At 38.6% G+C, this 23,662-nt stretch carries 21 protein-coding genes and 1 pseudogene; 17 read left to right on the top strand and 5 right to left on the bottom strand.

Translation table 11 applies throughout. The features are described from left to right. Nucleotides 1–131 precede the first annotated feature (131 nt). Nucleotides 132–914, bottom strand: a complete 783-nt coding sequence (locus PSR14_RS26115; protein ID WP_001147833.1) for a TIGR00266 family protein — start codon at nucleotides 912–914, stop codon at nucleotides 132–134. Nucleotides 915–1,240: 326 nt separating this feature from the next. Here PSR14_RS26115 and cspD point away from each other — a divergent pair, with 326 nt between their 5' ends. Beyond that, complete coding sequence (cspD, locus tag PSR14_RS26110; RefSeq protein ID WP_001193054.1) at nucleotides 1,241–1,441, top strand: cold-shock protein CspD; 201 nt, start codon at nucleotides 1,241–1,243, stop codon at nucleotides 1,439–1,441. A 44-nt stretch (nucleotides 1,442–1,485) separates the two neighbouring features. On the opposite strand, the gene PSR14_RS26105 is transcribed toward cspD, so the two are convergent. Together PSR14_RS26105 and PSR14_RS26100 are read right to left on the bottom strand one after the other, a co-directional pair. After that, nucleotides 1,486–2,217, bottom strand: a complete 732-nt coding sequence (locus PSR14_RS26105) for a yteA family sporulation protein (RefSeq protein ID WP_000957376.1) — start codon at nucleotides 2,215–2,217, stop codon at nucleotides 1,486–1,488. A gap of 109 nt (nucleotides 2,218–2,326) precedes the next feature. Then, complete coding sequence (locus tag PSR14_RS26100) at nucleotides 2,327–3,280, bottom strand: 1,4-dihydroxy-2-naphthoate polyprenyltransferase (protein WP_000425747.1); 954 nt, start codon at nucleotides 3,278–3,280, stop codon at nucleotides 2,327–2,329. A gap of 194 nt (nucleotides 3,281–3,474) precedes the next feature. Here PSR14_RS26100 and PSR14_RS26095 point away from each other — a divergent pair, with 194 nt between their 5' ends. From PSR14_RS26095 to PSR14_RS26020, 16 genes and pseudogenes are all read left to right on the top strand, one after another. Then, on the top strand, nucleotides 3,475–4,869 hold the full coding sequence (locus PSR14_RS26095) for an isochorismate synthase MenF (protein ID WP_098487215.1): 1,395 nt from the start codon (nucleotides 3,475–3,477) through the stop codon (nucleotides 4,867–4,869). Then, nucleotides 4,866–6,620 (top strand): 2-succinyl-5-enolpyruvyl-6-hydroxy-3-cyclohexene-1-carboxylic-acid synthase, encoded by a 1,755-nt coding sequence (gene menD / locus PSR14_RS26090; protein ID WP_001059237.1) that lies wholly within the window; start codon nucleotides 4,866–4,868, stop codon nucleotides 6,618–6,620. Before PSR14_RS26095 ends, menD begins: the two co-directional genes overlap by 4 nt. Beyond that, nucleotides 6,617–7,429 (top strand): 2-succinyl-6-hydroxy-2,4-cyclohexadiene-1-carboxylate synthase, encoded by an 813-nt coding sequence (gene menH / locus PSR14_RS26085; protein ID WP_098487216.1) that lies wholly within the window; start codon nucleotides 6,617–6,619, stop codon nucleotides 7,427–7,429. Before menD ends, menH begins: the two co-directional genes overlap by 4 nt. Before the next feature lie 69 nt (nucleotides 7,430–7,498). After that, on the top strand, nucleotides 7,499–8,317 hold the full coding sequence (menB, locus tag PSR14_RS26080; protein ID WP_000963874.1) for a 1,4-dihydroxy-2-naphthoyl-CoA synthase: 819 nt from the start codon (nucleotides 7,499–7,501) through the stop codon (nucleotides 8,315–8,317). Nucleotides 8,318–8,762: 445 nt separating this feature from the next. Then, complete coding sequence (locus tag PSR14_RS26075) at nucleotides 8,763–10,208, top strand: o-succinylbenzoate--CoA ligase (RefSeq protein ID WP_000449582.1); 1,446 nt, start codon at nucleotides 8,763–8,765, stop codon at nucleotides 10,206–10,208. Continuing rightward, on the top strand, nucleotides 10,209–11,315 hold the full coding sequence (gene menC, locus PSR14_RS26070; RefSeq protein WP_000403291.1) for an o-succinylbenzoate synthase: 1,107 nt from the start codon (nucleotides 10,209–10,211) through the stop codon (nucleotides 11,313–11,315). 234 nt (nucleotides 11,316–11,549) lie between these two features. After that, on the top strand, nucleotides 11,550–12,248 hold the full coding sequence (locus PSR14_RS26065) for a response regulator transcription factor (protein WP_000822491.1): 699 nt from the start codon (nucleotides 11,550–11,552) through the stop codon (nucleotides 12,246–12,248). Then, nucleotides 12,241–13,347, top strand: coding sequence for a cell wall metabolism sensor histidine kinase WalK (locus tag PSR14_RS26060; RefSeq protein ID WP_098487217.1), 1,107 nt, complete (start codon nucleotides 12,241–12,243; stop codon nucleotides 13,345–13,347). The genes PSR14_RS26065 and PSR14_RS26060 overlap by 8 nt, the downstream gene beginning before the upstream one ends. Before the next feature lie 82 nt (nucleotides 13,348–13,429). Continuing rightward, entirely contained in the window at nucleotides 13,430–14,290 is an 861-nt protein-coding gene (locus tag PSR14_RS26055) for a D-alanyl-D-alanine carboxypeptidase family protein (RefSeq protein ID WP_098487218.1), read from the top strand. Between the two features lie 173 nt (nucleotides 14,291–14,463). Then, complete coding sequence (locus PSR14_RS26050; protein WP_046199479.1) at nucleotides 14,464–15,564, top strand: amidohydrolase/deacetylase family metallohydrolase; 1,101 nt, start codon at nucleotides 14,464–14,466, stop codon at nucleotides 15,562–15,564. Beyond that, complete coding sequence (locus tag PSR14_RS26045; protein ID WP_000542376.1) at nucleotides 15,542–16,645, top strand: DgaE family pyridoxal phosphate-dependent ammonia lyase; 1,104 nt, start codon at nucleotides 15,542–15,544, stop codon at nucleotides 16,643–16,645. The genes PSR14_RS26050 and PSR14_RS26045 overlap by 23 nt, the downstream gene beginning before the upstream one ends. 1 nt (nucleotide 16,646) lies before the next feature. After that, a complete protein-coding gene (dagF, locus tag PSR14_RS26040) occupies nucleotides 16,647–17,402 on the top strand; it encodes a 2-dehydro-3-deoxy-phosphogluconate aldolase (protein ID WP_000181911.1) in 756 nt (251 codons plus the stop codon). Continuing rightward, a complete protein-coding gene (locus PSR14_RS26035; protein WP_048557007.1) occupies nucleotides 17,395–18,411 on the top strand; it encodes a sugar kinase in 1,017 nt (338 codons plus the stop codon). Before dagF ends, PSR14_RS26035 begins: the two co-directional genes overlap by 8 nt. Beyond that, on the top strand, nucleotides 18,411–19,136 hold the full coding sequence (locus tag PSR14_RS26030) for a GntR family transcriptional regulator (protein ID WP_000539281.1): 726 nt from the start codon (nucleotides 18,411–18,413) through the stop codon (nucleotides 19,134–19,136). Before PSR14_RS26035 ends, PSR14_RS26030 begins: the two co-directional genes overlap by 1 nt. Nucleotides 19,137–19,183: 47 nt before the next feature. Continuing rightward, nucleotides 19,184–20,508, top strand: a pseudogene (gntP, locus tag PSR14_RS26025) (gluconate permease GntP). A 169-nt stretch (nucleotides 20,509–20,677) separates the two neighbouring features. Continuing rightward, nucleotides 20,678–20,869, top strand: a complete 192-nt coding sequence (locus PSR14_RS26020) for a YjcZ family sporulation protein (protein WP_001290390.1) — start codon at nucleotides 20,678–20,680, stop codon at nucleotides 20,867–20,869. 50 nt (nucleotides 20,870–20,919) lie between these two features. Here PSR14_RS26020 and PSR14_RS26015 read toward each other — a convergent pair whose 3' ends face one another. Then, nucleotides 20,920–22,896, bottom strand: a complete 1,977-nt coding sequence (locus tag PSR14_RS26015; protein ID WP_098487219.1) for an FtsX-like permease family protein — start codon at nucleotides 22,894–22,896, stop codon at nucleotides 20,920–20,922. Then, nucleotides 22,893–23,645: an ABC transporter ATP-binding protein gene (locus tag PSR14_RS26010; protein ID WP_000393244.1), complete on the bottom strand. Its 753-nt coding sequence runs from the start codon at nucleotides 23,643–23,645 to the stop codon at nucleotides 22,893–22,895. The genes PSR14_RS26015 and PSR14_RS26010 overlap by 4 nt, the downstream gene beginning before the upstream one ends. Between the last annotated feature and the right edge of the window lie 17 nt (nucleotides 23,646–23,662).

The raw sequence follows: 23,662 nt of genomic DNA, 5'->3' as shown, positions 1-23,662 counted from the left end.
AAAGAGAAGGCTATCCAATTGGTGAGTTTTCAAGGAGAAGAGGCGTGGCTTAACGAAGTGATGGAGTATTATATGATTCGAAGTGGTTTGTATAGTCCACCTAAATAAAAAGAGCCCTATAAGGGCCCTATTTACTCTTTTCCATCTAATAAACGACCAAGTCCACCTAAAACACTACCTTCACCAGTGCTTTGTGCTGCTGGGCTTGTCAGGCGTGCTGCTAAGCGGCTAAGTGTTAAGGACTGGATCCAAACTGTTCCAGGGCCTTCTAACGTTGCGAAGAATAAACCTTCGCCGCCAAATAGAGCTGTTTTTACTTTTCCAACGAACTCGACATCGTAATTAACGTCTTTTGTCATGGCAACGAGACAACCTGTATCAATGCGAAGTTTTTCGCCATGTTTTAATTCACGTTTGTATACAGTTCCGCCTGCATGCATGAAAGCAAGTCCATCACCTTCAAGTTTTTGCATGATGAAACCTTCACCACCGAAGAAACCAGTTCCTATTTTTTTCGTAAACTCAATGCCGATAGAAACGCCTTTTGCGGCACAAAGAAACGCATCTTTTTGACAAACTACTTTCCCTTGATATTCTGTTAAATCTACAGGAATAATTTTACCCGGATAAGGAGCAGCAAAGGATACGTGACGCTTGCCGTGACCTGTATTTGTAAATACAGTCATAAACATGCTTTCCCCTGTAACGAGACGCTTACCAGCGCCCATTAACTTTCCGAATAAACCTCCAGATGGTCCAGAACCATCACCGAAGATTGTTTCCATTTCGATGTAATCTTCCATCATCATCATTGCGCCAGCTTCTGCAATAACGCTTTCTTCTGGGTCTAACTCAATTTCAACAAACTGCATATCATCGCCGTATAATTTATACTCGATTTCATGTGCTTGCATTTTTTTCACCTCATAAATATGTAGTAATTATATTGTACAGAAATTATTAGAATTAGAACACTATAGTTTTGTTAATTTTCCAATAAAATATGAATATGGAAGTTCAACATTATATTAAAATTATAAAAAAATAATGGAATGAAAGTGTTCTCATTTGACGTTTTGGATATAGCGTGATATAGTGAAGTCACTATTGAGCTACATAATGTGGTACGGAAATAAAGCACGTTGAATTAAAGGCTGTAAGCTTGTTATACATTCATGTCCTTTATATCCACCTTTTCATGTGGATTCATAGTTTCATTTTTATTTAGGAGGTACATGACATGCAAACAGGTAAAGTTAAATGGTTCAACAGCGAAAAAGGTTTCGGTTTCATCGAAGTTGAAGGTGGAGACGATGTATTCGTTCACTTCTCAGCTATCCAAGGTGACGGATTCAAAACTTTAGAAGAAGGTCAAGAAGTTTCTTTCGAAATCGTTGAAGGTAACCGTGGACCACAAGCTGCTAACGTTACAAAAAACTAATTAGCTAGCGATAAAAAGCATTCCGATTTTCGGAATGCTTTTTTTTATTCTTTGGAACTCGACTCATTTGAAGATAATTCGCCCTTAAAGGTACGCTCTTCAAAGTCATCAAGCATTTGCTCATATTCTTCATGTTCTTCCGTAGCGAAAACTTGCGGATTTTTTCCATACATATCTGTACCGATAAAGTTTTCAAAATCCTCTACGTAGCCTACGTTTTCTTCACTATTTACGTACATGCCGTTATAGTTTTTCGAATCTTGTCTTTCTAAATCAGATGGTGTTTCAGATGTTCCGTAATTGGCAACATCTTGCCATGCATCTTCTGCATCATATTCAACAGAACGATCTTCATCATGTTTGTGAAAAGAAGGAGACAGCACTTCTTCTTCGACTGGTCGTGTATTCATATTTAACTTATTTGTCGCGTGCTGGATGCATGTTGTAGCAGTCGGCATTGCTTCTAATCTTTCAAATGGAATTTCTTCGCCAGACACTTCGCAAATGCCGTACGTACCCGCTTCTATTTTTTGTAAGGCGTGTTTCGTGTCCTCAAGCTGTTTATGCCAAAGTTCAATAAGCCCGAAGTCTTTTTCACGTTCATATAGCTCTGTTGCCATATCAGCCGGATGGTTATCGTAGCTAGATAATTCTCCAACAGATTCACGTTCAGATGCACGATCTTCATTTTCGTGTGTTTGTATCGTTTGCTCTAGTTCTTGTTTTTGTTTTTCTAAAACGGATTTAAATTGATTTATTTGTTGTGGAGTTAACATAGTCGTCCACCTTCCTACAATTCAGTTTCTTTACATAGTATGAGCGTTGCGAGTAGGAATTATGAGCTGAAATTGGTATATGAAAAAGGAGCCGCATTAGCAGCTCCTTTTAAAGGAAATATCCAAGTAATAATCCGATTCCCATGAGGAGACCGAAGATTGTATTTGTTTTTGCTGTTGCTATCATCGCAGGTACCATTTCCATTGGAATGCTTTTGCCGATAAAGCCTTTCGTCGCTTTAAATGCTTTCGGTGCACTTAAAAATACGATAAGCATCCATGGTGATACAATGCCCACGATAATTAAAGCAATTGTCCAAATGTAGGAAACGATGAACATAGAAGCAAGTACACCGACCGCTCGCTCGCGTCCAACGAGAATGGCTAACGTTTTACGACCGTTTTCTTTATCGCCATCTAAGTCACGGATGTTATTAGCTAGTAAAATGGCACCAATTAAAATGGAGCTTGGAATAGATAGTAAAACGACTTCTGATGTTACAGTTCCAGTTTGAATAAAGAATGAAATCCCGATAATAATGACACCCATAAATAATCCGGCTGTTAACTCTCCAAATGGTGTATAGGCAATTGGAAGTGGACCGCCTGTATAAAGGTAAGCAACGGCCATACAAACAAGACCGATTGCAGCAAGCCACCAGCTAGAATTCATACAAATATAAACACCTAATAGTATTGCGATGCCGAAAAATCCAAATGCTAAGTTAAGCACTGTTTTTGGCTGAATGCCATCGCGAACGATAGCGCCGCCGATACCAACTGAACCTTCGTGATCAAGTCCTCTTTTATAATCAAAGTATTCATTAAACATGTTTGTTGCTGCCTGAATGAGAAGACAAGCAAGAAGCATTATAAGGAAAAGAGGGAGATGTATTTGATTTATACCTCCGACCTGCATTGCATAGGCTGTTCCGATGAAAACAGGAACGAAAGCTGCTGTTAATGTATGGGGACGTAGTAAACTCCACCAAATGCGCCAGCCTGTTTGCTTGCTTGGCTTTGGCGCCGTAGGAGAGGAATTCGTTTCGACGTTCATTTCCATGTTGAATCCTCCTTTGGTCACATATTGTACACAACTAAGTGTAGAAAAAGCATCATTTAGTGTCAACGTTTATTTTCTAGGAAGAGAAGGTGAATTTCTCAGAAATGCTAAACGTTGACAGGCCTTTCGTTTGAGGTGTATCTTAAAATCAAGCGTAATTATGACTATTTTTCGCCCATAGGGGGGAGACAATTGTGATTCAAACGAAACAAAAAGGCTTGCAGGAAGTTCTAAGTGCAGCCATTAAGTATGCAACTGATGAAAAAATATTGGTTAGTTTTGTAAAAAAAATAGACTGGATGGATCCACTTCTGTTTTATGCAGCAGGAAAAAGGATCTCATTCGAAAATAGATGTTATTTTGCAGACCCAGCTCAGCATGTAATATTTGCTGGAATTGGTTCTGTTTTCACTATAGCAACTGCTTCTCACAAACGCTTTCAAACTGCTCGTGACGAGTGGGATAAATTAAAAGAGAAAGCATTTGTACAAAGAGAAAGATACGAATTTGGAACAGGTCCTCTTTTATTTGGTGGATTTTCATTTGACCAAGAAAAAGAGAAAACAGATTTATGGAAAGAATTTGATGATACGACATTTTCACTACCGGCATTTTTATTAACTGTAAAAAATGAAAAAGCATGGTTAACAATGAATACATTCGTTTCAGCAACAGATTGTGCAGAAACTCTTTATAACGAAATTGTTTCTTTAGAAGAGAAAATTTTTGAGGAGAGTAAATGTGCACTAGAAGGATCGAAATTAACAGTTACTTCTAAAGTAGAAGTGGATCCGAAAGGCTGGATGAAGTCCATTGAGAAAGTGCAAGATGAGATGAAGCAGGGGAACGTGCAGAAGGTTGTATTAGCGAGGGAGCTAAAAGTAGAGATGGATCATCATATTGATTCTGCGCTTGTTTTAGAAGCACTTCGCATTGGGCAACCAGATTGTTACGTATTTTCTTTTGATTATAAAGGAGCATGCTTCTTAGGAGCGACGCCAGAGAGATTAATTCGCAAAGAAGATGAGAAGTTTACTTCAATGTGTCTTGCTGGTTCAACTGGTCATGGTCAATCTATAGAAGAAAGTAAGCGAAATAGTGATGCACTTCTTCATGATGAAAAGAATTTAGCTGAACACGGTTATGTTGTGAACATGATTCGAGGAGTATTAAATGAGCACTGCGAATCCGTTAATATTCCGGAAAGTCCTGGTCTATTAACAACGAAAAACTTAATTCATTTATATACGCCTGTAGAGGCAAAAGGCGACGCGAGTCTTTTAACGATGGTAGAAGAATTACATCCAACACCAGCTCTTGGCGGGACACCTCGTTTGGAAGCGATGAAACTAATTCGTGATGTTGAATTGTTAGACAGAGGATTATATGGTGCACCGATTGGCTGGATAGATGATGAAGGAAATGGTGAATTTGCGGTTGCACTTCGCTGCGGATTATTAAATGGAGAGAAAGCATCCTTATTTGCCGGTTGCGGGATTGTAATTGATTCAGTACCGCAACTTGAATATGAAGAAACAAGTTTGAAGTTTAGACCGATGCTTGGTGCTTTGGAGGAATTAATGAAATGAACAATCATATAGAAGCATTATCATATTATTTAGGCGCGTTCGTGGATGAACTGACGCGTCTAAATGTATGTGATGTTGTCATTAGTCCAGGCTCACGGTCAACGCCGATTGCTCTACTAATGGAACAACATGAAGGAATGAACACATATTTACATGTAGATGAAAGATCTGCAGGATTTTTTGCGCTCGGTATTGCAAAAGCGAAAAAACGTCCTGTTGCATTATTATGTACGTCAGGAACGGCTGCAGCGAACTACTATCCAGCTGTATGTGAAGCTTTTCATTCGCGAGTGCCGCTTATCGTCTTAACGGCAGATAGACCGCATGAATTAAGAGATGTCGGTGCACCACAAGCGATGAATCAAATTAATTTATACGGCACGTTTGTGAAGCAATTTACAGAGATGGCACTTCCAGAAGCGAATGAGGCGATGTATCATTACGCTCGCATGACAACGCAGCGCACGATAGCAAGCGCGCTTTTAGCACCGCAAGGACCTGTTCATCTTAATTTTCCGGTTCGCGAACCGCTTATCCCGGACTTCTCATTAGAAAGTTTATGGGATAAAGGACGCGGAGAATATACAGGAGTAGTTCAGCAAGGGAACGCGGTGATGCCGAGTGAATATGTAGATTCTCTTGTAGGGCGCCTTTCACATATGGAAAAGGGGCTTATTATTTGTGGAGATGATAGTCATTCAGAAATCGCAACGTTTGCAACGCAACTAGCTGAAAAAACGGGATATCCAATATTAGCGGATCCACTTTCTAACATTCGTAGCGGGCACCACGACAAAACGATGGTAATTGACTGTTACGATACATTTTTACGAAATGAATTGTTAAAAGAAACGTGGAAGCCGGACGTTTTAATTCGCTTCGGTGGTATGCCTGTTTCGAAAGCATTAACGCAATTCATTAAAAAACAGACGAAAGCCGTTCATATCGTTGTTGACGAATCTGGACAATGGAGAGATCCGGCTCTCGTTGCAACAGAAGTTGTCCAAGCGAGTGATATTGCATTTTGCAGTGCACTAATAGAAAAAATGCCAGTTATGAAAAAGAATGATTGGTCCCAAATGTGGCAACATATAAACGAAAAAACGAAGGAAACGCTTCGTGAAATGGAAACATATGATACGGCATTTGAAGGAAGAGTCATTACAGATATTGTCCGCGTATTACCAGAAGGGGCAACGTTATTTGCAAGTAATAGTATGCCAATTCGTGATACAGATTCTTTCTTCTTCACATCGGATAAAGACATTCAAGTAATGGCAAATCGTGGTGTAAATGGGATTGATGGGATCATTTCGACAGCTTTAGGAGCGAGCATGATTTGCGATCCACTTGTATTAGTGATTGGTGATTTATCATTCTATCACGATTTAAATGGACTACTAGCCGCAAAATTACATGAATTAAACATAACGATTGTCGTTGTAAATAATGACGGTGGCGGTATTTTCTCATTCTTACCACAGTATGAGAAAAAGGAACATTTCGAATCGTTATTTGGAACACCGATTGGCCTTGATTATGAGCATGTTGTCAACATGTACGGTGGTTCATTTAGCCGTGTAAATGGCTGGGAGCAATTCCGAGAAGAAGTACAAAAAGGAACAACGACAGAAGGTTTACACGTTGTGGAAATTTGTACGAACCGTGATGAAAACTTAACGTTGCACCGTACGTTATGGGCAAAAACACAGGACGTAATTACTACATCGTTGCAAGGTGAATCAAAATGAACGTAACGCTGCAAGGTGTATCGTATGAATATGAAGTAGTCGGAAGCGGGGAACCACTTCTACTTCTTCATGGTTTTACGGGAAGCATGGAGACGTGGCGTTCCTTCGTTCCTTCTTGGAGTGAGCAATTTCAAGTCATTTTAGTAGATATTGTTGGGCACGGAAAAACGGAAAGTCCTGAAGATGTGACGCATTATGATATTCGAAATGTAGCGTTGCAAATGAAAGAACTACTAGATTACCTTCATATTGAAAAGGCGCACATACTTGGCTATTCAATGGGCGGTAGACTGGCGATTACAATGGCGTGTCTATATCCAGAATATGTACGCTCTCTTTTATTAGAAAATTGTACAGCTGGGCTTGAAAGGGAAGATGAGCGAAAAGAACGCTGTGAAAAAGATGAGCGACTTGCTCAAAAAATTGAGCGAGAAGGCATCGAAAGTTTTGTATCGATGTGGGGAAATATTCCGCTGTTTGAAACGCAAAAACGTTTAGCACAAAACGTACAAGAAGCAGTGCGAAAAGAACGACTTGCTAACAATCCAAAAGGGCTCGCAAATAGCTTGCGCGGCATGGGAACAGGGGCTCAGCCTTCATGGTGGAATGAGCTGCAAAACTTAAAAATGCCTGTTCTTTTAATGAATGGAGAGTATGATGAAAAGTTCTTTTGCATATTAAAAAATATCAAAAAATGCGTCTCTGACGCGAAATTTGTCAAAATTGATGGTGCTGGTCATGCAATTCATGTGGAACAACCGGAAAAGTTTGATACAATAGTAAAGGGATTTCTAAAAACTATGCAGTGATGCTTTTTTCAGTTAAGAATGAAGTTACACTTATAGAGGAGATCAGAAATATACAAGGAGGTAGTTGTAATGGCTATTGAATGGGTAAAAGAAGGCAATTACGAAGATATTATTTATTCAACATACAATGGTATCGCAAAGATTTCGATTAACCGCCCTGAAGTACATAACGCATTCCGTCCTAAAACGGTAATGGAGTTAATCGACGCTTTTGCACATGCTCGTGATGATGCAAATGTTGGCGTTATCATTTTAACAGGTGAAGGTGGACGTGCATTCTGTTCCGGCGGCGACCAAAAAGTTCGCGGTCATGGTGGATATGTAGGTGACGACCAAATCCCACGTCTAAACGTATTAGACTTACAACGTCTAATTCGCGCAATTCCTAAACCAGTTATCGCAATGGTAGCAGGTTATGCAATCGGTGGTGGGCACGTACTTCATATCGTATGTGACTTAACAATCGCTGCAGACAACGCTGTATTCGGACAAACAGGTCCTAAAGTAGGAAGCTTTGACGGTGGATACGGAGCTGGTTACTTAGCTCGTATGGTAGGCCACAAGAAAGCTCGCGAAATTTGGTACCTATGCCGTCAATACAACGCACAAGAAGCGCTTGATATGGGCTTAGTAAATACAGTAGTACCATTAGAACAACTTGAAGCAGAAACAGTACAATGGGCAGAAGAAATTTTAGCAAACAGCCCAATGGCACTTCGTTTCCTAAAAGCTGCATTCAACGCAGACACAGACGGTCTAGCTGGTATTCAACAACTAGCTGGAGATGCAACGTTATTGTACTACACAACTGACGAAGCAAAAGAAGGTCGCGACGCGTTCAAAGAAAAACGCCGTCCAGACTTCGGTCAATTCCCTCGTTTCCCGTGATCAAACCAAAAGCGGAAGCAGCTCGTTCAGAATGTGAGGGGGATGGAGCTTCTGACGTAGAGGCGCTTTTTGCCTCGTAGGAAGAAGTGAAGCCACCGAACATTCTAGCTGCTGTAGCTGGATGAGATCAAAAGCGAAAGCGGCTCACTTAGAACACGAGGGCGTTGGAACTCCTGACGTAGAGGCGCTTTTTGCCTCGTAGGAAGGCGTGAAACGACCGACTGTTCTAGCCGCTGTAGCTGGATGTTTTAAAAGCGGAGCCGACTGTTTAGCCCCGTTGGCTAAGGTTCTTTCGCACAGAAAGTGTTTTTTACTTTCTTGTGCGGAAGGTTCTTAGACGGAAGGGGCTAGGAGGCGCAGCTGGATAAGGTCAAACCGGAAACAAAACAACTAAGAGACTTGATGTCATATCAAGTCTCTTTCTTTCATGAAAGGAGAATGAATGATGGAGACGATGCCAAATTGGTTAATGCAACGTGCATTTTTAACACCAGATCGCACTGCAATTGAAATAGAGGAAGAGAAAGTTACTTTTATGCAGTTGCATGAAAAAGTAGTATCTGTTTGTGAACACCTCACACATATAGGAGTGAAGCGTGGGCAAAAGGTGGCTGTTCTGATGAAAAATGGTATGAAGATGATTACAGTTATTCACGCCCTATCGTACGTAGGTGCAGTAGCTGTGCTTTTAAATACGCGTCTTTCAAGAGAAGAGCTACTTTGGCAAATGGATGATGCTGAAGTTATTTGTTTAGTGACAGATCAAGATTTTGAGGCTAAAGATATTCCTGTGTATTCATTCACCGACATAATGAATGGACCAAAAGAGGAAGCCTCTATACAAGAAGAATTCTCTTTAAAAGAAGCGATGACAATTATTTATACGTCAGGGACGACTGGAAAACCGAAAGGCGTTATTTTAACGTACGGCAATCATTGGGCAAGCGCGGTTGGTTCTTCGCTTAATTTAGGACTTCGTGATGATGATTGCTGGTTAGCTTGTATGCCGATGTTCCACGTTGGCGGGCTATCTCTTTTAATGAAAAATATTATGTACGGCATGCGCATTTTACTCGTTCCGAAATATGATGCTGATTTTATTCATAAAGCACTTCAAACGAGAGGTGTAACGATTATTTCTGTCGTTTCTAAAATGTTAACTGATTTATTAGAGCGACTTGGGGCAGAGACATATCCATCTTCTTTACGATGTATGTTACTTGGCGGAGGACCAGCGCCGAAACCGTTATTAGAAACGTGTGTTGATAAAGGGATTCCTGTATATCAAACGTACGGTATGACAGAAACGTCTTCGCAAATTTGTACGTTATCCGCAGATTATATGTTAACGAAAGTAGGGTCAGCTGGAAAACCACTATTTCAGTGCCAACTGCGTATTGAAAAAGATGGCGTAGTAGTGCCGGCGTTTACAGAAGGCGAGATCGTAGTAAAAGGACCGAACGTAACAGGTGGTTACTTTAACCGTGAAGATGCGACGCGTGAGACAATTCAAAACGGATGGCTTCATACTGGTGACCTCGGTTATTTAGATGAAGAAGGATTTTTATACGTATTAGATCGCCGCAGTGATTTAATTATTTCTGGCGGAGAGAATATATATCCAGCTCAAATTGAAGAAGTGTTGCTTTCTCATCCGGCGGTAGCGGAAGCTGGTGTTGTCGGTATGACTGATGATAAATGGGGACAAGTACCCGCTGCTTTTATTGTAAAAAGTGGAGAGGTAACAGAAGAAGAAATTCTTCACTTTTGCGAGGAGAAATTAGCGAAATATAAAGTGCCGAAAAAAGCGTGGTTCTTAGAGGAATTACCACGAAATGCTTCGAAAAAATTGTTAAGACGAGAGTTAAGACAATTAGTGGAGGAGATGTAAGTGGAGATAAAAAAAGCGACACTTCATATAACGGAAATGCCACTCGTCATCCCGTTTGCTGCAAGCTACGGAACGTATGAAAAGCGTGAGAGTATCGTCATTGAATTAGAAGATACGGACGGGTACATTGGATTTGGGGAAGTCGTTGCTTTTTCTGAACCGTGGTATACGGAAGAAACAGTGAAGACGGCGCTGCATGTACTGCAAGACTTTTTATTACCGGATTTATTAAAGGCTGAAATTTCTCATCCGAATGAAGTGCCAAGTTTGTTCCAGCATATAAAAAGAAACCGAATGGCAAAGGCCGGAATTGAAGGGGCTGTTTGGGATTTATATGCGAAGCGTCAAAAGAAATCATTAGCGACATTGCTTGGCGGAACGAAAGCTGAAATTGAAGTTGGTGTTGTAATTGGGCTTAATACGATTCCGGTTATGTTAAAACAAATCGAGAAGTACGCGGAAGAAGGATACGAGCGTTTTAAAGTGAAAATAAAGCCAGAGCATGATTATGAGTTATTGAAAGAAATTCGTAAAGAGTTTCCGCATATCCCGTTAATGGCTGATGCGAATTCAGCGTATACATTAGCGGATACGGAGAGTCTGAAACGACTAGATGAATTCCAATTGATGATGATTGAGCAACCGCTAGCGGATTACGATTTTCTTGATCATGCACAGTTGCAAAAGAAAATAGAAACGCCAATTTGTTTGGACGAAAGTATCCATAGTTTAGAAGATGCGCGTGTTGCGATTACACTTGGCAGTTGTCAAATCGTTAACATTAAACCAGGGCGAGTGGGCGGATTAACAGAATCAATCCAAATCCATAATTATTGTATGGAGCATAACATACCAGTTTGGTGCGGCGGTATGGTAGAGATGGGGATTTCAAGAGCACAAAATGTTGCCCTTGCCTCACTGCCTAACTTTACGATTCCAGGCGATATATCCGCTTCTAGTAGGCATTGGGAGAAGGATATTATTTCACCGCAAGTGATGCTTGAGGGAGGGAAAGTGATGGTGCCGCAAAGCGTTGATACTGAGTATGAAGTAGATCGCGGAAGACTGGCGGAAATCACGAAGCAGCGGATTGTGTTTGAGCGGTAGGTTGAGTCTTTAAAATAGTGGGCGAATTTCGTCGTTAATTGTCGGTAAGTCGATATTCCTTGTCGAAACGTCGATATATTAAAAAAATCGTCGATATAATTCAAGTTGTGTTCGATATATTTGGAAAATCGTCGATATAATTTCATTTACTAAGGTTACTCCCGCGAGTAGCCTTTTCTTATTGTACAAATTGGATAGACTAGTTTACAATCGAGCGTATAAAGGGGGAGTAAAATGAAGCGCATTTCCATTTTAATAGCGGATGATGAGGCAGAAATTGCTGATTTAATTGAGATACATTTAGAAAAAGAAGGGTACCACGTCGTGAAAGCAGCTGATGGAGAAGAGGCAATTCATATTATTGAAACGCAGCCAATCGATTTAGTGGTTTTAGATATTATGATGCCGAAAATGGATGGGTATGAAGTGACGCGTCAAATTCGCGCGAAGCATCATATGCCAATCATTTTCTTGAGTGCGAAAACGTCTGATTTTGATAAGGTGACAGGTCTTGTATTAGGTGCAGATGATTATATGACGAAACCTTTTACACCAATTGAATTAGTTGCACGTGTAAATGCACAATTACGTAGGTTTCTTACGTTAAATCAGCCGAAAGTAGCGGAGAATAAATCTGCTTTAGAGGTAGGCGGGGTCGTGATTGATCCTGAGCGAAGAACAGTAAATGTGTACGGAGAACAAGTTGAATTAACACCGAAAGAGTTTGATATTTTATATTTATTAGCGAGTCACCCGAAGAAAGTATACAATGTGGAAAATATTTTTCAGCAAGTATGGGCAGATGATTATTATGAAGGCGGAAATACAGTTATGGTACATATTCGTACGTTGCGGAAAAAACTTGGGGAAGATAAAAGAAAAGATAAGCTAATAAAAACAGTGTGGGGAGTAGGGTATACTTTCAATGGATAACATGATGAAAAGCTTTCGATTTAAAATGATTGCCTTATTTGCGTTAAGTATGGTGCTCGCTGCAACTGTAACTTATATAATTTATAAAGGATTGCAGTTGTATTATAAAACGATGGTTCGCTATGAAGAGCCTTTAGCACAATTTAGGTCAATCGTAAGGGAATTTGGAGACATTAACTTCTTTTTAATTTTCTTTATCCCGTTATCTATTATCTTTTTCTTCTTTTTGACAAAACCGTATTTAAAGTATTTTAGTGAGATTTCTAACGGGATTCATCATCTTGCGAACGGTAACTTTACGAATAGAGTTCAAGTTTCATCAAATGATGAATTTGGAGACATCGCGCGTGAAATAAATGTTGCGAGTGAAAAGTTAAAAGAAGCGGTGGAAAGAGGAGACTTTGTAGAAAGTAGTAAAGACCAGCTCGTTGTGAACTTAGCTCATGATTTAAGGACACCATTAACATCCGTGTTAGGGTATTTAGATTTAATTCTTAAAGATGAGAATTTAACAAAAGAACAAATTAAACATTTCTCCACAATTGCATATACGAAATCGCAAAGGCTCGAAAGTTTAATTGATGAGTTATTTGAAATTACACGTATGAATTATGGCATGCTAAAGCTGGATAAAAAGCCGATTGATATAAGTGAGCTGCTTATACAGCTAGATGAGGAATTGTATCCGTTATTAGAAAAACATCATTTAGAAGCTAGATTGAATGTTGATCCTCATTTGCCGATTAACGGTGATGGGAAATTGTTAGCTAGAGTATTTGAAAACTTGTTAACAAATGCTGTTCGTTACGGATATGATGGGCAATTTGTTGATTTGAATGGGTATATCGATAATGAAGAAGTTGTCGTACAAGTTATGAATTACGGAGATAGCATTCCAGAAGAGGACTTACCGTATCTTTTTGATATGTTTTATACAGGTGATAAATCGAGGTCAGAAAACCGTGGCGGGACAGGCCTTGGGCTATTTATTGCGAAAAATATTGTTGAACAGCATAACGGGACGATTTCTGCTGAAAGTAATGTAGTTAGAACAATGTTTGAAGTGCGATTGCCAAAAGACGAGAACGTTACAATTTAATAAAAATTTAAACTTTACCCCACTTTTTATTTTAATAGTTTTTTCTATTCTATACGTAAGTTATGTTAAGGAGGAACTAGAAATGAAAAAGTGGGTATTTATTTCTCTTTTTATCGCATGCACAATCTGTGTAGGCTTATATATATCACCGTTATTTCAAAAAGAAATTGATGTGAAAATCGGCGAGGAAAATAGCGCAATAAAGAATGCAAATATGGAAAAGGTAGAGATTACAAAAGAAGAAATTTATAAAGGGAATCTATTATTAGTTAACAAAGATTATCCACTAAAAAAAGATAGCATTAGGTCTGATATTATAAATGTAAATCATAATAGTGAGTTAGTGAGAGGCTACGTAATATTTGATAGAAACCTTCGTTTATCAAAGGATGTTGTAAAAAAGTTTTTGAACGTTGTCGATGCGGCTGGAAAAGATGGCGTACAACATTTCTTAATGAATAGCGGCTATCGAGATTTCCAAGAGCAAAGACAGCTATATGAAAAAATGGGATCTGATTATGCACTCCCAGCAGGATATAGTGAACATAATTTAGGGTTATCACTGGACGTTGGTTCAACGCAAAAGAAAATGGAAAAAGCGCCTGAAGGAAAATGGATTGAAGAGAACGTATGGAAGCACGGATTTGTTTTACGCTATCCGAAAAATAAAAGTAACATTACAGGCATTCAATATGAGCCGTGGCACATTCGTTATGTCGGGTTACCTCATAGTGCCATTATGCAAAAAAAGAAAATGACATTAGAGGAATACTTAGACTTCTTAAAAGAGAAAAAAGAAATCACAACCGATGTGGAAGGTACGAAATATACGGTTTCTTATTATAAAGTTTCCGGGAATAGGAAAGTGGATATTCCGGTGAATAAGCAGTATGAAATTTCGGGGAATAATGTGGACGGGGTTATTGTGACGGTTCAGGAATAGAAAAAGAGGTTGTTCCGTTTTGGAGCAGCATCTTTTTATTTAAATTTAAACATTATAACGTTATATTTACTTCTCCCTTTTTTTGTGTTACGCTAAACGTGTGAAAGATATATAAAATGAAATTTTAATGTAAGCGTATTCTTATGGCTTCTTATAGAAAAGGGTGAAGTACAATGACAGAACGATTCGTACTACGTAATGTGAAACGTGTGAACGGGGAAGAGATTGACATTGTAATTGAAAATAATAAAATCGCACAGGTGACGAAAGCAGGTGCTGGCGAGGGTGGAAAGGTTCTTGATTACTCGGGTACTTACGTATCGAGTGGCTGGATTGATTTGCACGTTCATGCTTTTCCAGAGTTTGATCCGTATGGCGATGAGGTGGATGAAATTGGCGTTAAACAAGGGGTAACGACAATTGTTGATGCGGGTAGCTGCGGAGCTGATCGCATTGCAGATTTAGTAAAAAGTAGAGAGCAGGCGAAAACGAATTTATTTGCCTTTTTAAATATTTCTCGCATCGGTTTGAAACGAATTGATGAATTATCCAATATGGAATGGATCGATAAAGAGAAAGTAATAGAAGCAGTAGAAAAGTATAAAGATGTAATCGTTGGGTTAAAGGCGAGAATGAGTAAAAGCGTCGTTTGTGATAGTGGAATTGAACCGCTGCATGTAGCGCGCTCTTTATCACGTGAAACATCATTACCGATTATGGTACATATCGGTTCAGCGCCTCCTCGCATTGAGGAAGTTGTACCTCTTTTAGAAAAAGATGATGTTATTACACATTACTTAAACGGGAAAGAAAATAATTTGTTTGATGAAGAAGGTAAACCGTTACCTGTGTTACTAGATGCAGTGAATCGCGGCGTTCATTTAGATGTTGGTCACGGTAATGCTAGTTTTTCTTTTAAAGTAGCAGAGGCAGCAAAGCGTCACGATATTGCCTTTAATACAATTAGTACAGATATTTACCGGAAGAATCGCGTGCACGGTCCAGTGTATAGTATGGCTCATGTTCTTTCAAAATTCCTTTACTTAGGTTATCCGCTAGAAGAAGTGATTGATGCGGTGACGAAACATGCGGCAGAATGGCTTAAGAAACCTGAGCTTGGCCGTATTCAAGAAGGAGATATTGCAAATTTAACTTTATTTACGGTGAAAGATGAGAAGATTACGTTAATAGATTCAGAAGGGGATCAGCGCATTGCTGAAAGAAGAATTGATACGAAAGGGGTTGTAGTCAATGGGTTATTCATTGAATGCTAAGTACGGATTAAAAAGAGTAATAAATGCGAGCGGTAGAATGAGTATTTTAGGTGTATCCGCTCCGACAGATACAGTTATGGATGCAATGAAACATGGGGGACAAAATTATGTGGAAATTGCTGATTTAGTAGATAAAGCAGGAGATCATATTGCGAGAATTCTAGATGCAGAGGCAGCGGTTGTTGTGAATTCAGCATCGAGCGGAATTGCGCTTTCTATCGCAGCAATTGTGACAGAAGGAAATCGCCGTAAAAGTGAAAGACTTCATCAAGAGGTCATCGCGAAAAACGAAGTGATTATGTTAAAAGGTCATAACGTTCAATACGGTGCTCCTGTTGAAACGATGATTTACTTAGGCGGAGGAAAACTTGTAGAAGTTGGCTACGCAAATGAAGGGAAAGCAGAGCATATTGAAGATGCAATTGGTGAAAATACAGCAGCAATTCTTTATGTAAAATCACATCATGCCGTGCAAAAAAATATGATTTCTGTTGAAGAAGCATGGGAAGTTGCGCAGCGAAATAATGTACCACTTATCGTTGATGCGGCAGCTGAAGAAGATATTCAAAAATATGTGAAGTATTCAGACCTTGCCATTTATAGCGGTTCAAAAGCAATTGAAGGGCCTACTTCTGGTATTGTTGGCGGGAAACGAAAATATATTGAGTGGCTGAAAGTGCAATTACATTGCATCGGAAGAAGTATGAAAGTTGGGAAAGAAACAACATTTGGCTTACTTCAAGCGCTTGATGAGTACGGAGTAAAAGAAGATAAGAGTGAGCAAGAAAAAGAGTTGTTACAAGTACTTATGCCGCTAAAAGAATTAAACGGTGTAAATGTAACGATCGTTCAAGATGAAGCGGGAAGAGCAATCTTTAGAGCCCGTATTCATATTAACGAAAAAGAGTTAAATAAATCGGCAAAAGACGTTGTGACAGCATTACGCGAAGGGGAAATCGCGATTTATACACGTGATTACGGAGTAAGACAAGGATTCTTTGATATTGATCCACGTCCACTTCAAGGTGATGACATACATGTGATTGAAGAAAAATTGAGAGAAATTGTAGGGGGAAACTAAAATGACAAACATTCAAAAACGTTTTTATAAAGGCCGCGTAGCATTAAATGTATTAGCGAACAATATCGAAAATGCGAAAGATATTTTTGAAGCAGCAGAAGGTTATGTAGTAGTGGGAGTGTTATCAAAAGACTATCCAACAGTAGAAGAAGCAGTTACAGCGATGAAAGCATACGGAAAAGAAATTGATGATGCTGTATCGATTGGACTAGGAGCAGGAGATAATCGCCAAGCAGCAGTTGTAGCTGAAATTGCGAAGCATTATCCTGGTAGCCATATTAACCAAGTGTTCCCTTCAGTTGGAGCGACACGTGCAAATCTTGGCGGAAAAGATAGCTGGATTAATAGTTTAGTATCGCCAACAGGAAAAGTAGGGTACGTAAATATTTCTACTGGTCCAATTAGTGCAGCTGGAGAAGAAAAAGCAATCGTTCCAATTAAAACAGCGATCGCACTTGTACGTGATATGGGCGGAAATTCATTGAAATACTTCCCGATGAAAGGGCTAGCTCATGAAGAAGAATATCGCGCAGTTGCGAAAGCTTGTGCGGAAGAAGGATTCGCATTAGAGCCAACGGGCGGAATCGATAAAGAAAACTTTGAAACAATTTTACGTATTGCGCTTGAAGCAAATGTAGAGCAAGTGATCCCGCATGTGTACTCTTCTATTATTGATAAAGAAACTGGCAATACGAAAGTAGAAGATGTTCGTGAATTATTAGCAGTCGTGAAGAAGTTAGTTGATCAATATGCGTAAGAAAATTGCAGCATTCGGTGAAGTAATGATGCGCCTGCAAGTACCAGGATATGAATTGTTATCGCAAGCTAATACATTAAAATACTCATTTTCTGGTACAGGTGTGAACGTTGCTGCAGCACTTTCTCATCTCGGGCATGAAGGGCTTCTTATTTCTACTTTACCGGAAAACTCGGTTGGAGATGCTGCATTATCTTACATTCAAAAATTAGGCGTGCAAACCTCGCTTGTTTCAAGAGGCGGTAAATATGTCGGCATCTACTTTTTAGAAAATGGATTTGGCGCACGTGCAAGCCGCGTTACATATTCGAATCGATTAGAAAGTAGCTTTAATACGGCATGTGAAGAAATGTATCAATTTGAAGAAATCGCGAAGGAAATTGATATCGTTCATTTTTGCGGGATTACACTTGCGATGAATGATACTGTGCGCCATCATATGAAATCTTTAGCGAAAGCAGTTAAACAAAACGGAGGCACTGTCGTTTTTGATTGCAATTATCGTCCATCACTTTGGGGAAAAGATGGGTACGAGCAGGCGAAACCACATTATGAAGAAATGTTAGGGCTAGCTGATATTGTAATGATGAACGAAAAAGATGCAATGTTTGTTTTAGGAATGAAAACAGAAGAAACGGAGCGAGAGGCGCAACTTGTTGATCTTATTCCAAAGGTAGCTGAAACGTATAGTATCGCTACAATCGCTGGTACACATCGCTCTATTAATAGCGATAATACACACTCGCTTCGGGGATTTATATGTAAAGACGGTGCGTTCACTTTTGCAAAAACACTTACGTTTTCTGTATATGATAGAATAGGTGCTGGAGATGCTTATACGAGCGGGATTATTCATGGCGAGATAGAAGAATTTGCACCAGAGAAAGCTGTTTCATTTGCGTCAGCAGCTGGAATGCTTGCACATACAATCGTCGGTGATACGCCAATGTCATCAGAGAAGGATATACTTCGGGCAATGACGGCATCAGTAGGTGATGTAGAAAGGTAGTGGGTGTAACGGTGAACGTAACGAGAAAAAAAGGACCATTATATTTACAAATAAAAAACATTATTCGTGATCGAATATTGCATGGTGTATATGCAATTCATACAAATATTCCTTCCGAACCGCAGTTAGAAGAAGAGTTCAAGGTGAGTAAAATTACAGTACGAAATGCGATTAAAGAACTCGCTCAAGAAGGGTATTTAGAAAAGAAAAGCGGTAAAGGAACGAAAGTTATACGTAACACTTCTGCGACAAAACTGTCAAAGGGTAAGAAATTTACTGAAGTGTTAGTGGAAGAAGGATATAAAGTACAGAAAAAATTGCTAAAAGCAGAAATCGTTCAGAATGAAGAAGGAACAGTGCCATTTCGATTATTCGGTAAAGAGAGTTTTCGTATTGAACGTTTATATACGTTAAATGATGCACCGTACATTCATTATACGCACTATTTCTCAGCGAAAATGGCAAGTACAGATTTATCGGACTTTGACTTGCAATCGCTTTATGATTTAGTTGAAGACCGAGGCATTCATTTAGAAAACTTTAGAGATGAATTCGCTGTTGGACTTGCACCTAATTTCGTTGCAGAAGCGTTAGGTGAAAAAGAGGGGACAGCGCTATTAAAACGAATGCGCTATTCTTACGATGAAGTTGGCGAAGTAATTGAATATAGCGAGGGCTACTACAATACAGAAATGCAGCATTATGTAGTGAATTATGACGTATAAAAAGAGGGTATTCGCCCTCTTTTTTTATAAAGTAAGGGGAATGAAAAATGGATATATACTTATTAATCGTCACGTTACTTGCAATTGCGATTGTTATTTTAGGGGTATCATGGTGGAAGTGGCATGCATTTATTAGTTTAACAGTTGCGAGTTTATTTTTAGCGATTATGTCTGGATTGAATTTAACGAAAATAGTGACTGCCTATGAATCTGGTGTTGGTAGTGTACTAGGGCATTTAGTTGGTTTTTAGCTCTCGGTACAATTTTAGGAAAAATGATGTCCGATTCAGGGGCCGGCATGCAAGTGGCAGATTTCTTTATTCGATTTTTCGGTGTAAAGAAACTACCGTGGGCTATGTTATTTGCAGGGTTTGTTATAGGGATTCCCGTCTTTTTTGAAGTAGGGATTGTCATTTTATTACCACTTGTTATTTCAATTCGAAAAACAACGAAGCAAAACATATTATTAATTGCTTTACCTGTTATTGCGGGGCTATCTATTGTTCACGGTCTCGTGCCACCACATCCAGGGGCGATGACAGCAATCGGTATTTATAACGCGAACTTAGGAAAGGTACTTTTATATTCATTACTTATCGCGTTACCAGCAGCCATTATCGCAGGACCGATATTTGCAAAGTGGGTACATAAAAGGGTTATACCTGAAAATGAACCAGAGCTTATTCGAGTTACGACTGTCTCAACTGACTTACCGAGTCGTAAAGTTTCATTCTTTATTATTTTATTACCAGTTGTATTGATGATTTTATCGGTCGTTGCACCATATATTTCATTACCGAAAAAGATAACTGAATTTTTTGTATTTATTGGAAGTCCAGTAATTGCTTTACTTATTTCATGTTTCGCAGCATTTTATTTACTTGGAATAAGACAAGGAATTAATAAAAAGATGATTAAAAAATTAACGGACGAAAGTTTATTACCGGTCGGTTCCATTATTTTAATTATCGGTGCAGGCGGTGGATTTAAACAAATATTAATTGAAAGCGGCGTTGGAACGGCGATCGCGCAAATGGCAGAACATATATCGTTATCACCAATCGTATTAGCTTTTATGGTAGCTGGATTAATTCGAATTGCAACAGGTTCAGCGACAGTAGCATTAACGACAGCAGCAGGGATTGTTTCACCAGTTATTCAGCACATGTCTGGTGTGAATTTAGAATTGCTCGTTATAGCAACCGGAGCAGGCTCGTTAATGTTTTCTCACGTAAATGATGCAGGGTTCTGGCTTGTAAAAGAGTATTTAGGTTTGACGGTGAAGGAAACGTTTAAAACGTGGACGGTACTCGAGACATTGTTATCATTTATTGCATTTGGTTTTGCACTTTTATTGAATATGTTTCTTTAGGAGATACCTTAACAGGTATCTTTTTTTTGATAAAGCCCATTTCTAAAAACAAGCCCGTTTTTAAGCAAGCCAAGCTTCCTATTCGCCCTGAAAACATAATATAAATGGAATCCCCTCATTTAGAGCAAGGTGAACTTGTTATGAATGATACTAAAGGAGGAATAGAGTAATGAGCGAAAAGTGTGAACACAGACATGATGATTGTAACCGCAGACATGGGTGCGGAGGCGGTTTTGCGCTTCTAATCGTATTGTTTATTTTATTAATTATCATCGGTGCTAGCTGCTTCGGCGGTGGCGGTTGTGGTTATGGCGGTTACGGCGGCTACGGATATGGTGGCTACGGCGGATATTGCTGCTAATTAAAAACTATTGAAAATGGCCTTGTGCAATACGCACAAGGCCATTTTATTCATATTTTTATGTGTTGTGATAATTTATTAATGTACAGAGATCGGATTAAGAAGAAGAAAATAATCTCGATAATCCCAAAGAAAGTGAGTACAATTAATAGCTCTTTTAGTAAAGAAAAAGCGAGCATGCTTTGTAAAAACTTAACCGCAAATAATGTGTGAACACCAGCAACAATGTAAGGGACGAAAAATAAAATTCCTAATTGAATCGTTGCGGAGCGAAACATTTCTGACTCAGTTAATCCAAGCTTTGTAATCGTAATATATTTTTGTTTTTCATTCGTTAAGTCGTTATACATACGGAAGTATAAAACACTAGCTGCACCGATAAAGAAAATAAAGCCGAGAAATGCCCAAATAAAGAATTGAGCAACTGCATTTCCTTTACTATGAACCAGTTCATCCGTAGCTGTATAAATATGAAATGGTTTAATGAAATCTTCTTCACCCTTATGTGCTTCATACAAAGTTTCTTCATCATGATTTAAGCTTTTTAATATATTTTTTGTTGGGACAATTGCATTTTCCCAATTCTCCACGAAGTAGTTATAAACTGTAATTGTTTCAATATGAGGAACCATATTTTCAATTACTTCATCTCGCATCACTATTAAGTGAGGTAATGCAAAGGGGGGCTCAATTCCTCTATTAATAAAACCTTTAATTTGAAATTCCTTTTTATTAGAGCCAAGTGTAATCGTGCCCTGCTTCGCAAATGGGTTAGATACGAGATTTAATAACGCTGGTGAATAGCGAGAAATATTATAAACTTGTGAAGATTCGAGAGTGATTTCTGGCCTGTTTAATTGCTTTGCTATTGCGTTATAATCACTCATTTTCATAATGGCAATTGATTCTTTTGAAGCTGTATCTTTTAAAACGGTAAATTTATATTTGTCATATTGAAAATTAGCATTTATAAGTTCAGTTTCAATCGTAGTAATATGCTTTTGTTCAAATACATTAATACCTTCTGATGTATAGGTGAATGGTATAGGATATCGTTCTAGTATGGATGCTTTCGTATGATTGTTTGCAGCAAATAACCCGATAATAATCGTAAATGCAAGTGCAGATAGCATAGAAACGATAAAGAGTACATTAATATTACTGCGGGTACGAGAAACTAAATCTGAAATCCATAACATATTTATTTGTTTCAAATAAAACTTTCTTCGTTTCTTTAAAATATAGATAAAGAGAAGAAATGTTTGTGAAAAAAATAAATACGTCCCAATTACTACAAGCGGTAAAATAGATAACATAATTAAGAATACAGATCCATTTTGGGCATTTTTTTCTGTTATGTAGCCTTGCGGATAACCGGCAATATAATAACATAGTCCTAGACAAGTTAAAGCAAATAGTGAAATGAGTATAGATGGTCTTTTTTCGCTCTTCTCTTTGTTAACTCCCTTAATAAGCTGCGTTGTTTTTCGAGTACGAATAAACATTGGTGTAAACGTAGATACGATGAAAAATAAAATAATAAAAGTTACGGTTGTAACGATAATAGCTTCTGTTGGCCAATATAAATAGAGGCCTTTTGCACTTGTTAATTTAGAAGTAACGAGTAAGAAAAAGTTAGAGAAAACAAGACCGCCTTGAATACCTGCAAAGATAGCAAGCATTCCAATGATCATATTTTCAGTAAACAAAAGACGTTTTAATTGTTTTTGAGATATACCGAGAACAGTTAAAACGCCAAATTGCTGCTTCCGTACATTTAAAAATGTTCCAATTGAATATAAGAGAAAGAAGAACGAGAACATAACGATAACCAACTGCGCTGTACTAGCTAAGTTCATTAGAGGATCACGTTCTTGGAAACTTTGTACACTTTGTAACCGCGGATGATATGCGTATACAGTAAATGAAAAGAAAACCATGATAGAAAACGCACTACTTACAAAGTAGGCGAAATATGCTTTTGAATTACGGGAGACATTTTTAAATGCGAATTGCCAAAATGTCATCCACGTCTTCCTCCTAGTAATGCTAAAACATCTAATATTTCTTGATAAAATTTCTCACGGTACAATCCGCGGTGTAGTTCATTGTAAAGTTCGCCATCTTTAATGAAAATGACGCGGTTACAATAACTTGCTGCGAATGGATCGTGCGTAACCATTAAAATTGTTGCATCTTCTTCTTTGTTCAATTTCGTAAATAGTTCCATCACGTCAATTGCCGCTTTTGAATCTAAATTTCCTGTCGGTTCATCGGCAAGTAAAAGTGAAGGATGATGAATAACAGCACGTGCTACTGCGGTACGCTGTGCTTGTCCTCCTGACACTTCAAAGATACGCTTGTCTAAAATATGATCAATTCCAAGTTTCTTTGAAATGTTATCAAGCTTTTCATCCATTTCTTTTAAAGGAACATTATCTAATGTTAAAGGTAGTACGATATTTTCACCGATTGTTAGTGTATCTAGTAGGTTAAAATTTTGGAAAACAAATCCTAGCTCTTGGCGGCGGAAAATAGCTAACTTCTCTCTACGAAATGTGTGCGGTTTTTTTCCATTAATCACGACATCACCAGCAGTCGGAGAATCAATGGTAGAAATAACGTTTAAAAATGTAGATTTACCGCTACCAGATGGTCCCATAATCGCAACGAATTCACCTTTATCTACATGTAAATTTATATTTTTTAAAGCTGTATGAGGGACCTTTCCTTCATACACTTTTGAGACATTTTTAATGTGTAATACTTCTTCCATAATAATCACCTTTCTAT

The organism is Bacillus sp. A01H (assembly GCF_045277205.1).
Taxonomy (GTDB): Bacteria; Bacillota; Bacilli; order Bacillales; family Bacillaceae_G; genus Bacillus_A; species Bacillus_A paranthracis.
This window is presented reverse-complemented; position numbering and strand designations above follow the sequence as displayed.

Bases quoted from the DNA above. Each gene is read 5' to 3' on its own strand.
- PSR14_RS26035 (WP_048557007.1), top strand. From the start codon at position 17,395: ATGCGTAAGAAAATTGCAGCATTCGGTGAAGTAATGATGCGCCTGCAA.
- PSR14_RS26050 (WP_046199479.1), top strand. From the start codon at position 14,464: ATGACAGAACGATTCGTACTACGTAATGTGAAACGTGTGAACGGGGAA.
- PSR14_RS26015 (WP_098487219.1), bottom strand. From the start codon at position 22,896: ATGACATTTTGGCAATTCGCATTTAAAAATGTCTCCCGTAATTCAAAA.
- PSR14_RS26020 (WP_001290390.1), top strand. From the start codon at position 20,678: ATGAGCGAAAAGTGTGAACACAGACATGATGATTGTAACCGCAGACAT.
- menB (WP_000963874.1), top strand. From the start codon at position 7,499: ATGGCTATTGAATGGGTAAAAGAAGGCAATTACGAAGATATTATTTAT.
- dagF (WP_000181911.1), top strand. From the start codon at position 16,647: ATGACAAACATTCAAAAACGTTTTTATAAAGGCCGCGTAGCATTAAAT.
- menD (WP_001059237.1), top strand. From the start codon at position 4,866: ATGAACAATCATATAGAAGCATTATCATATTATTTAGGCGCGTTCGTG.
- PSR14_RS26065 (WP_000822491.1), top strand. From the start codon at position 11,550: ATGAAGCGCATTTCCATTTTAATAGCGGATGATGAGGCAGAAATTGCT.
- PSR14_RS26010 (WP_000393244.1), bottom strand. From the start codon at position 23,645: ATGGAAGAAGTATTACACATTAAAAATGTCTCAAAAGTGTATGAAGGA.
- PSR14_RS26115 (WP_001147833.1), bottom strand. From the start codon at position 914: ATGCAAGCACATGAAATCGAGTATAAATTATACGGCGATGATATGCAG.
- PSR14_RS26055 (WP_098487218.1), top strand. From the start codon at position 13,430: ATGAAAAAGTGGGTATTTATTTCTCTTTTTATCGCATGCACAATCTGT.
- PSR14_RS26105 (WP_000957376.1), bottom strand. From the start codon at position 2,217: ATGTTAACTCCACAACAAATAAATCAATTTAAATCCGTTTTAGAAAAA.
- PSR14_RS26075 (WP_000449582.1), top strand. From the start codon at position 8,763: ATGGAGACGATGCCAAATTGGTTAATGCAACGTGCATTTTTAACACCA.
- cspD (WP_001193054.1), top strand. From the start codon at position 1,241: ATGCAAACAGGTAAAGTTAAATGGTTCAACAGCGAAAAAGGTTTCGGT.
- PSR14_RS26045 (WP_000542376.1), top strand. From the start codon at position 15,542: ATGGGTTATTCATTGAATGCTAAGTACGGATTAAAAAGAGTAATAAAT.
- menH (WP_098487216.1), top strand. From the start codon at position 6,617: ATGAACGTAACGCTGCAAGGTGTATCGTATGAATATGAAGTAGTCGGA.
- PSR14_RS26060 (WP_098487217.1), top strand. From the start codon at position 12,241: ATGGATAACATGATGAAAAGCTTTCGATTTAAAATGATTGCCTTATTT.
- PSR14_RS26100 (WP_000425747.1), bottom strand. From the start codon at position 3,280: ATGGAAATGAACGTCGAAACGAATTCCTCTCCTACGGCGCCAAAGCCA.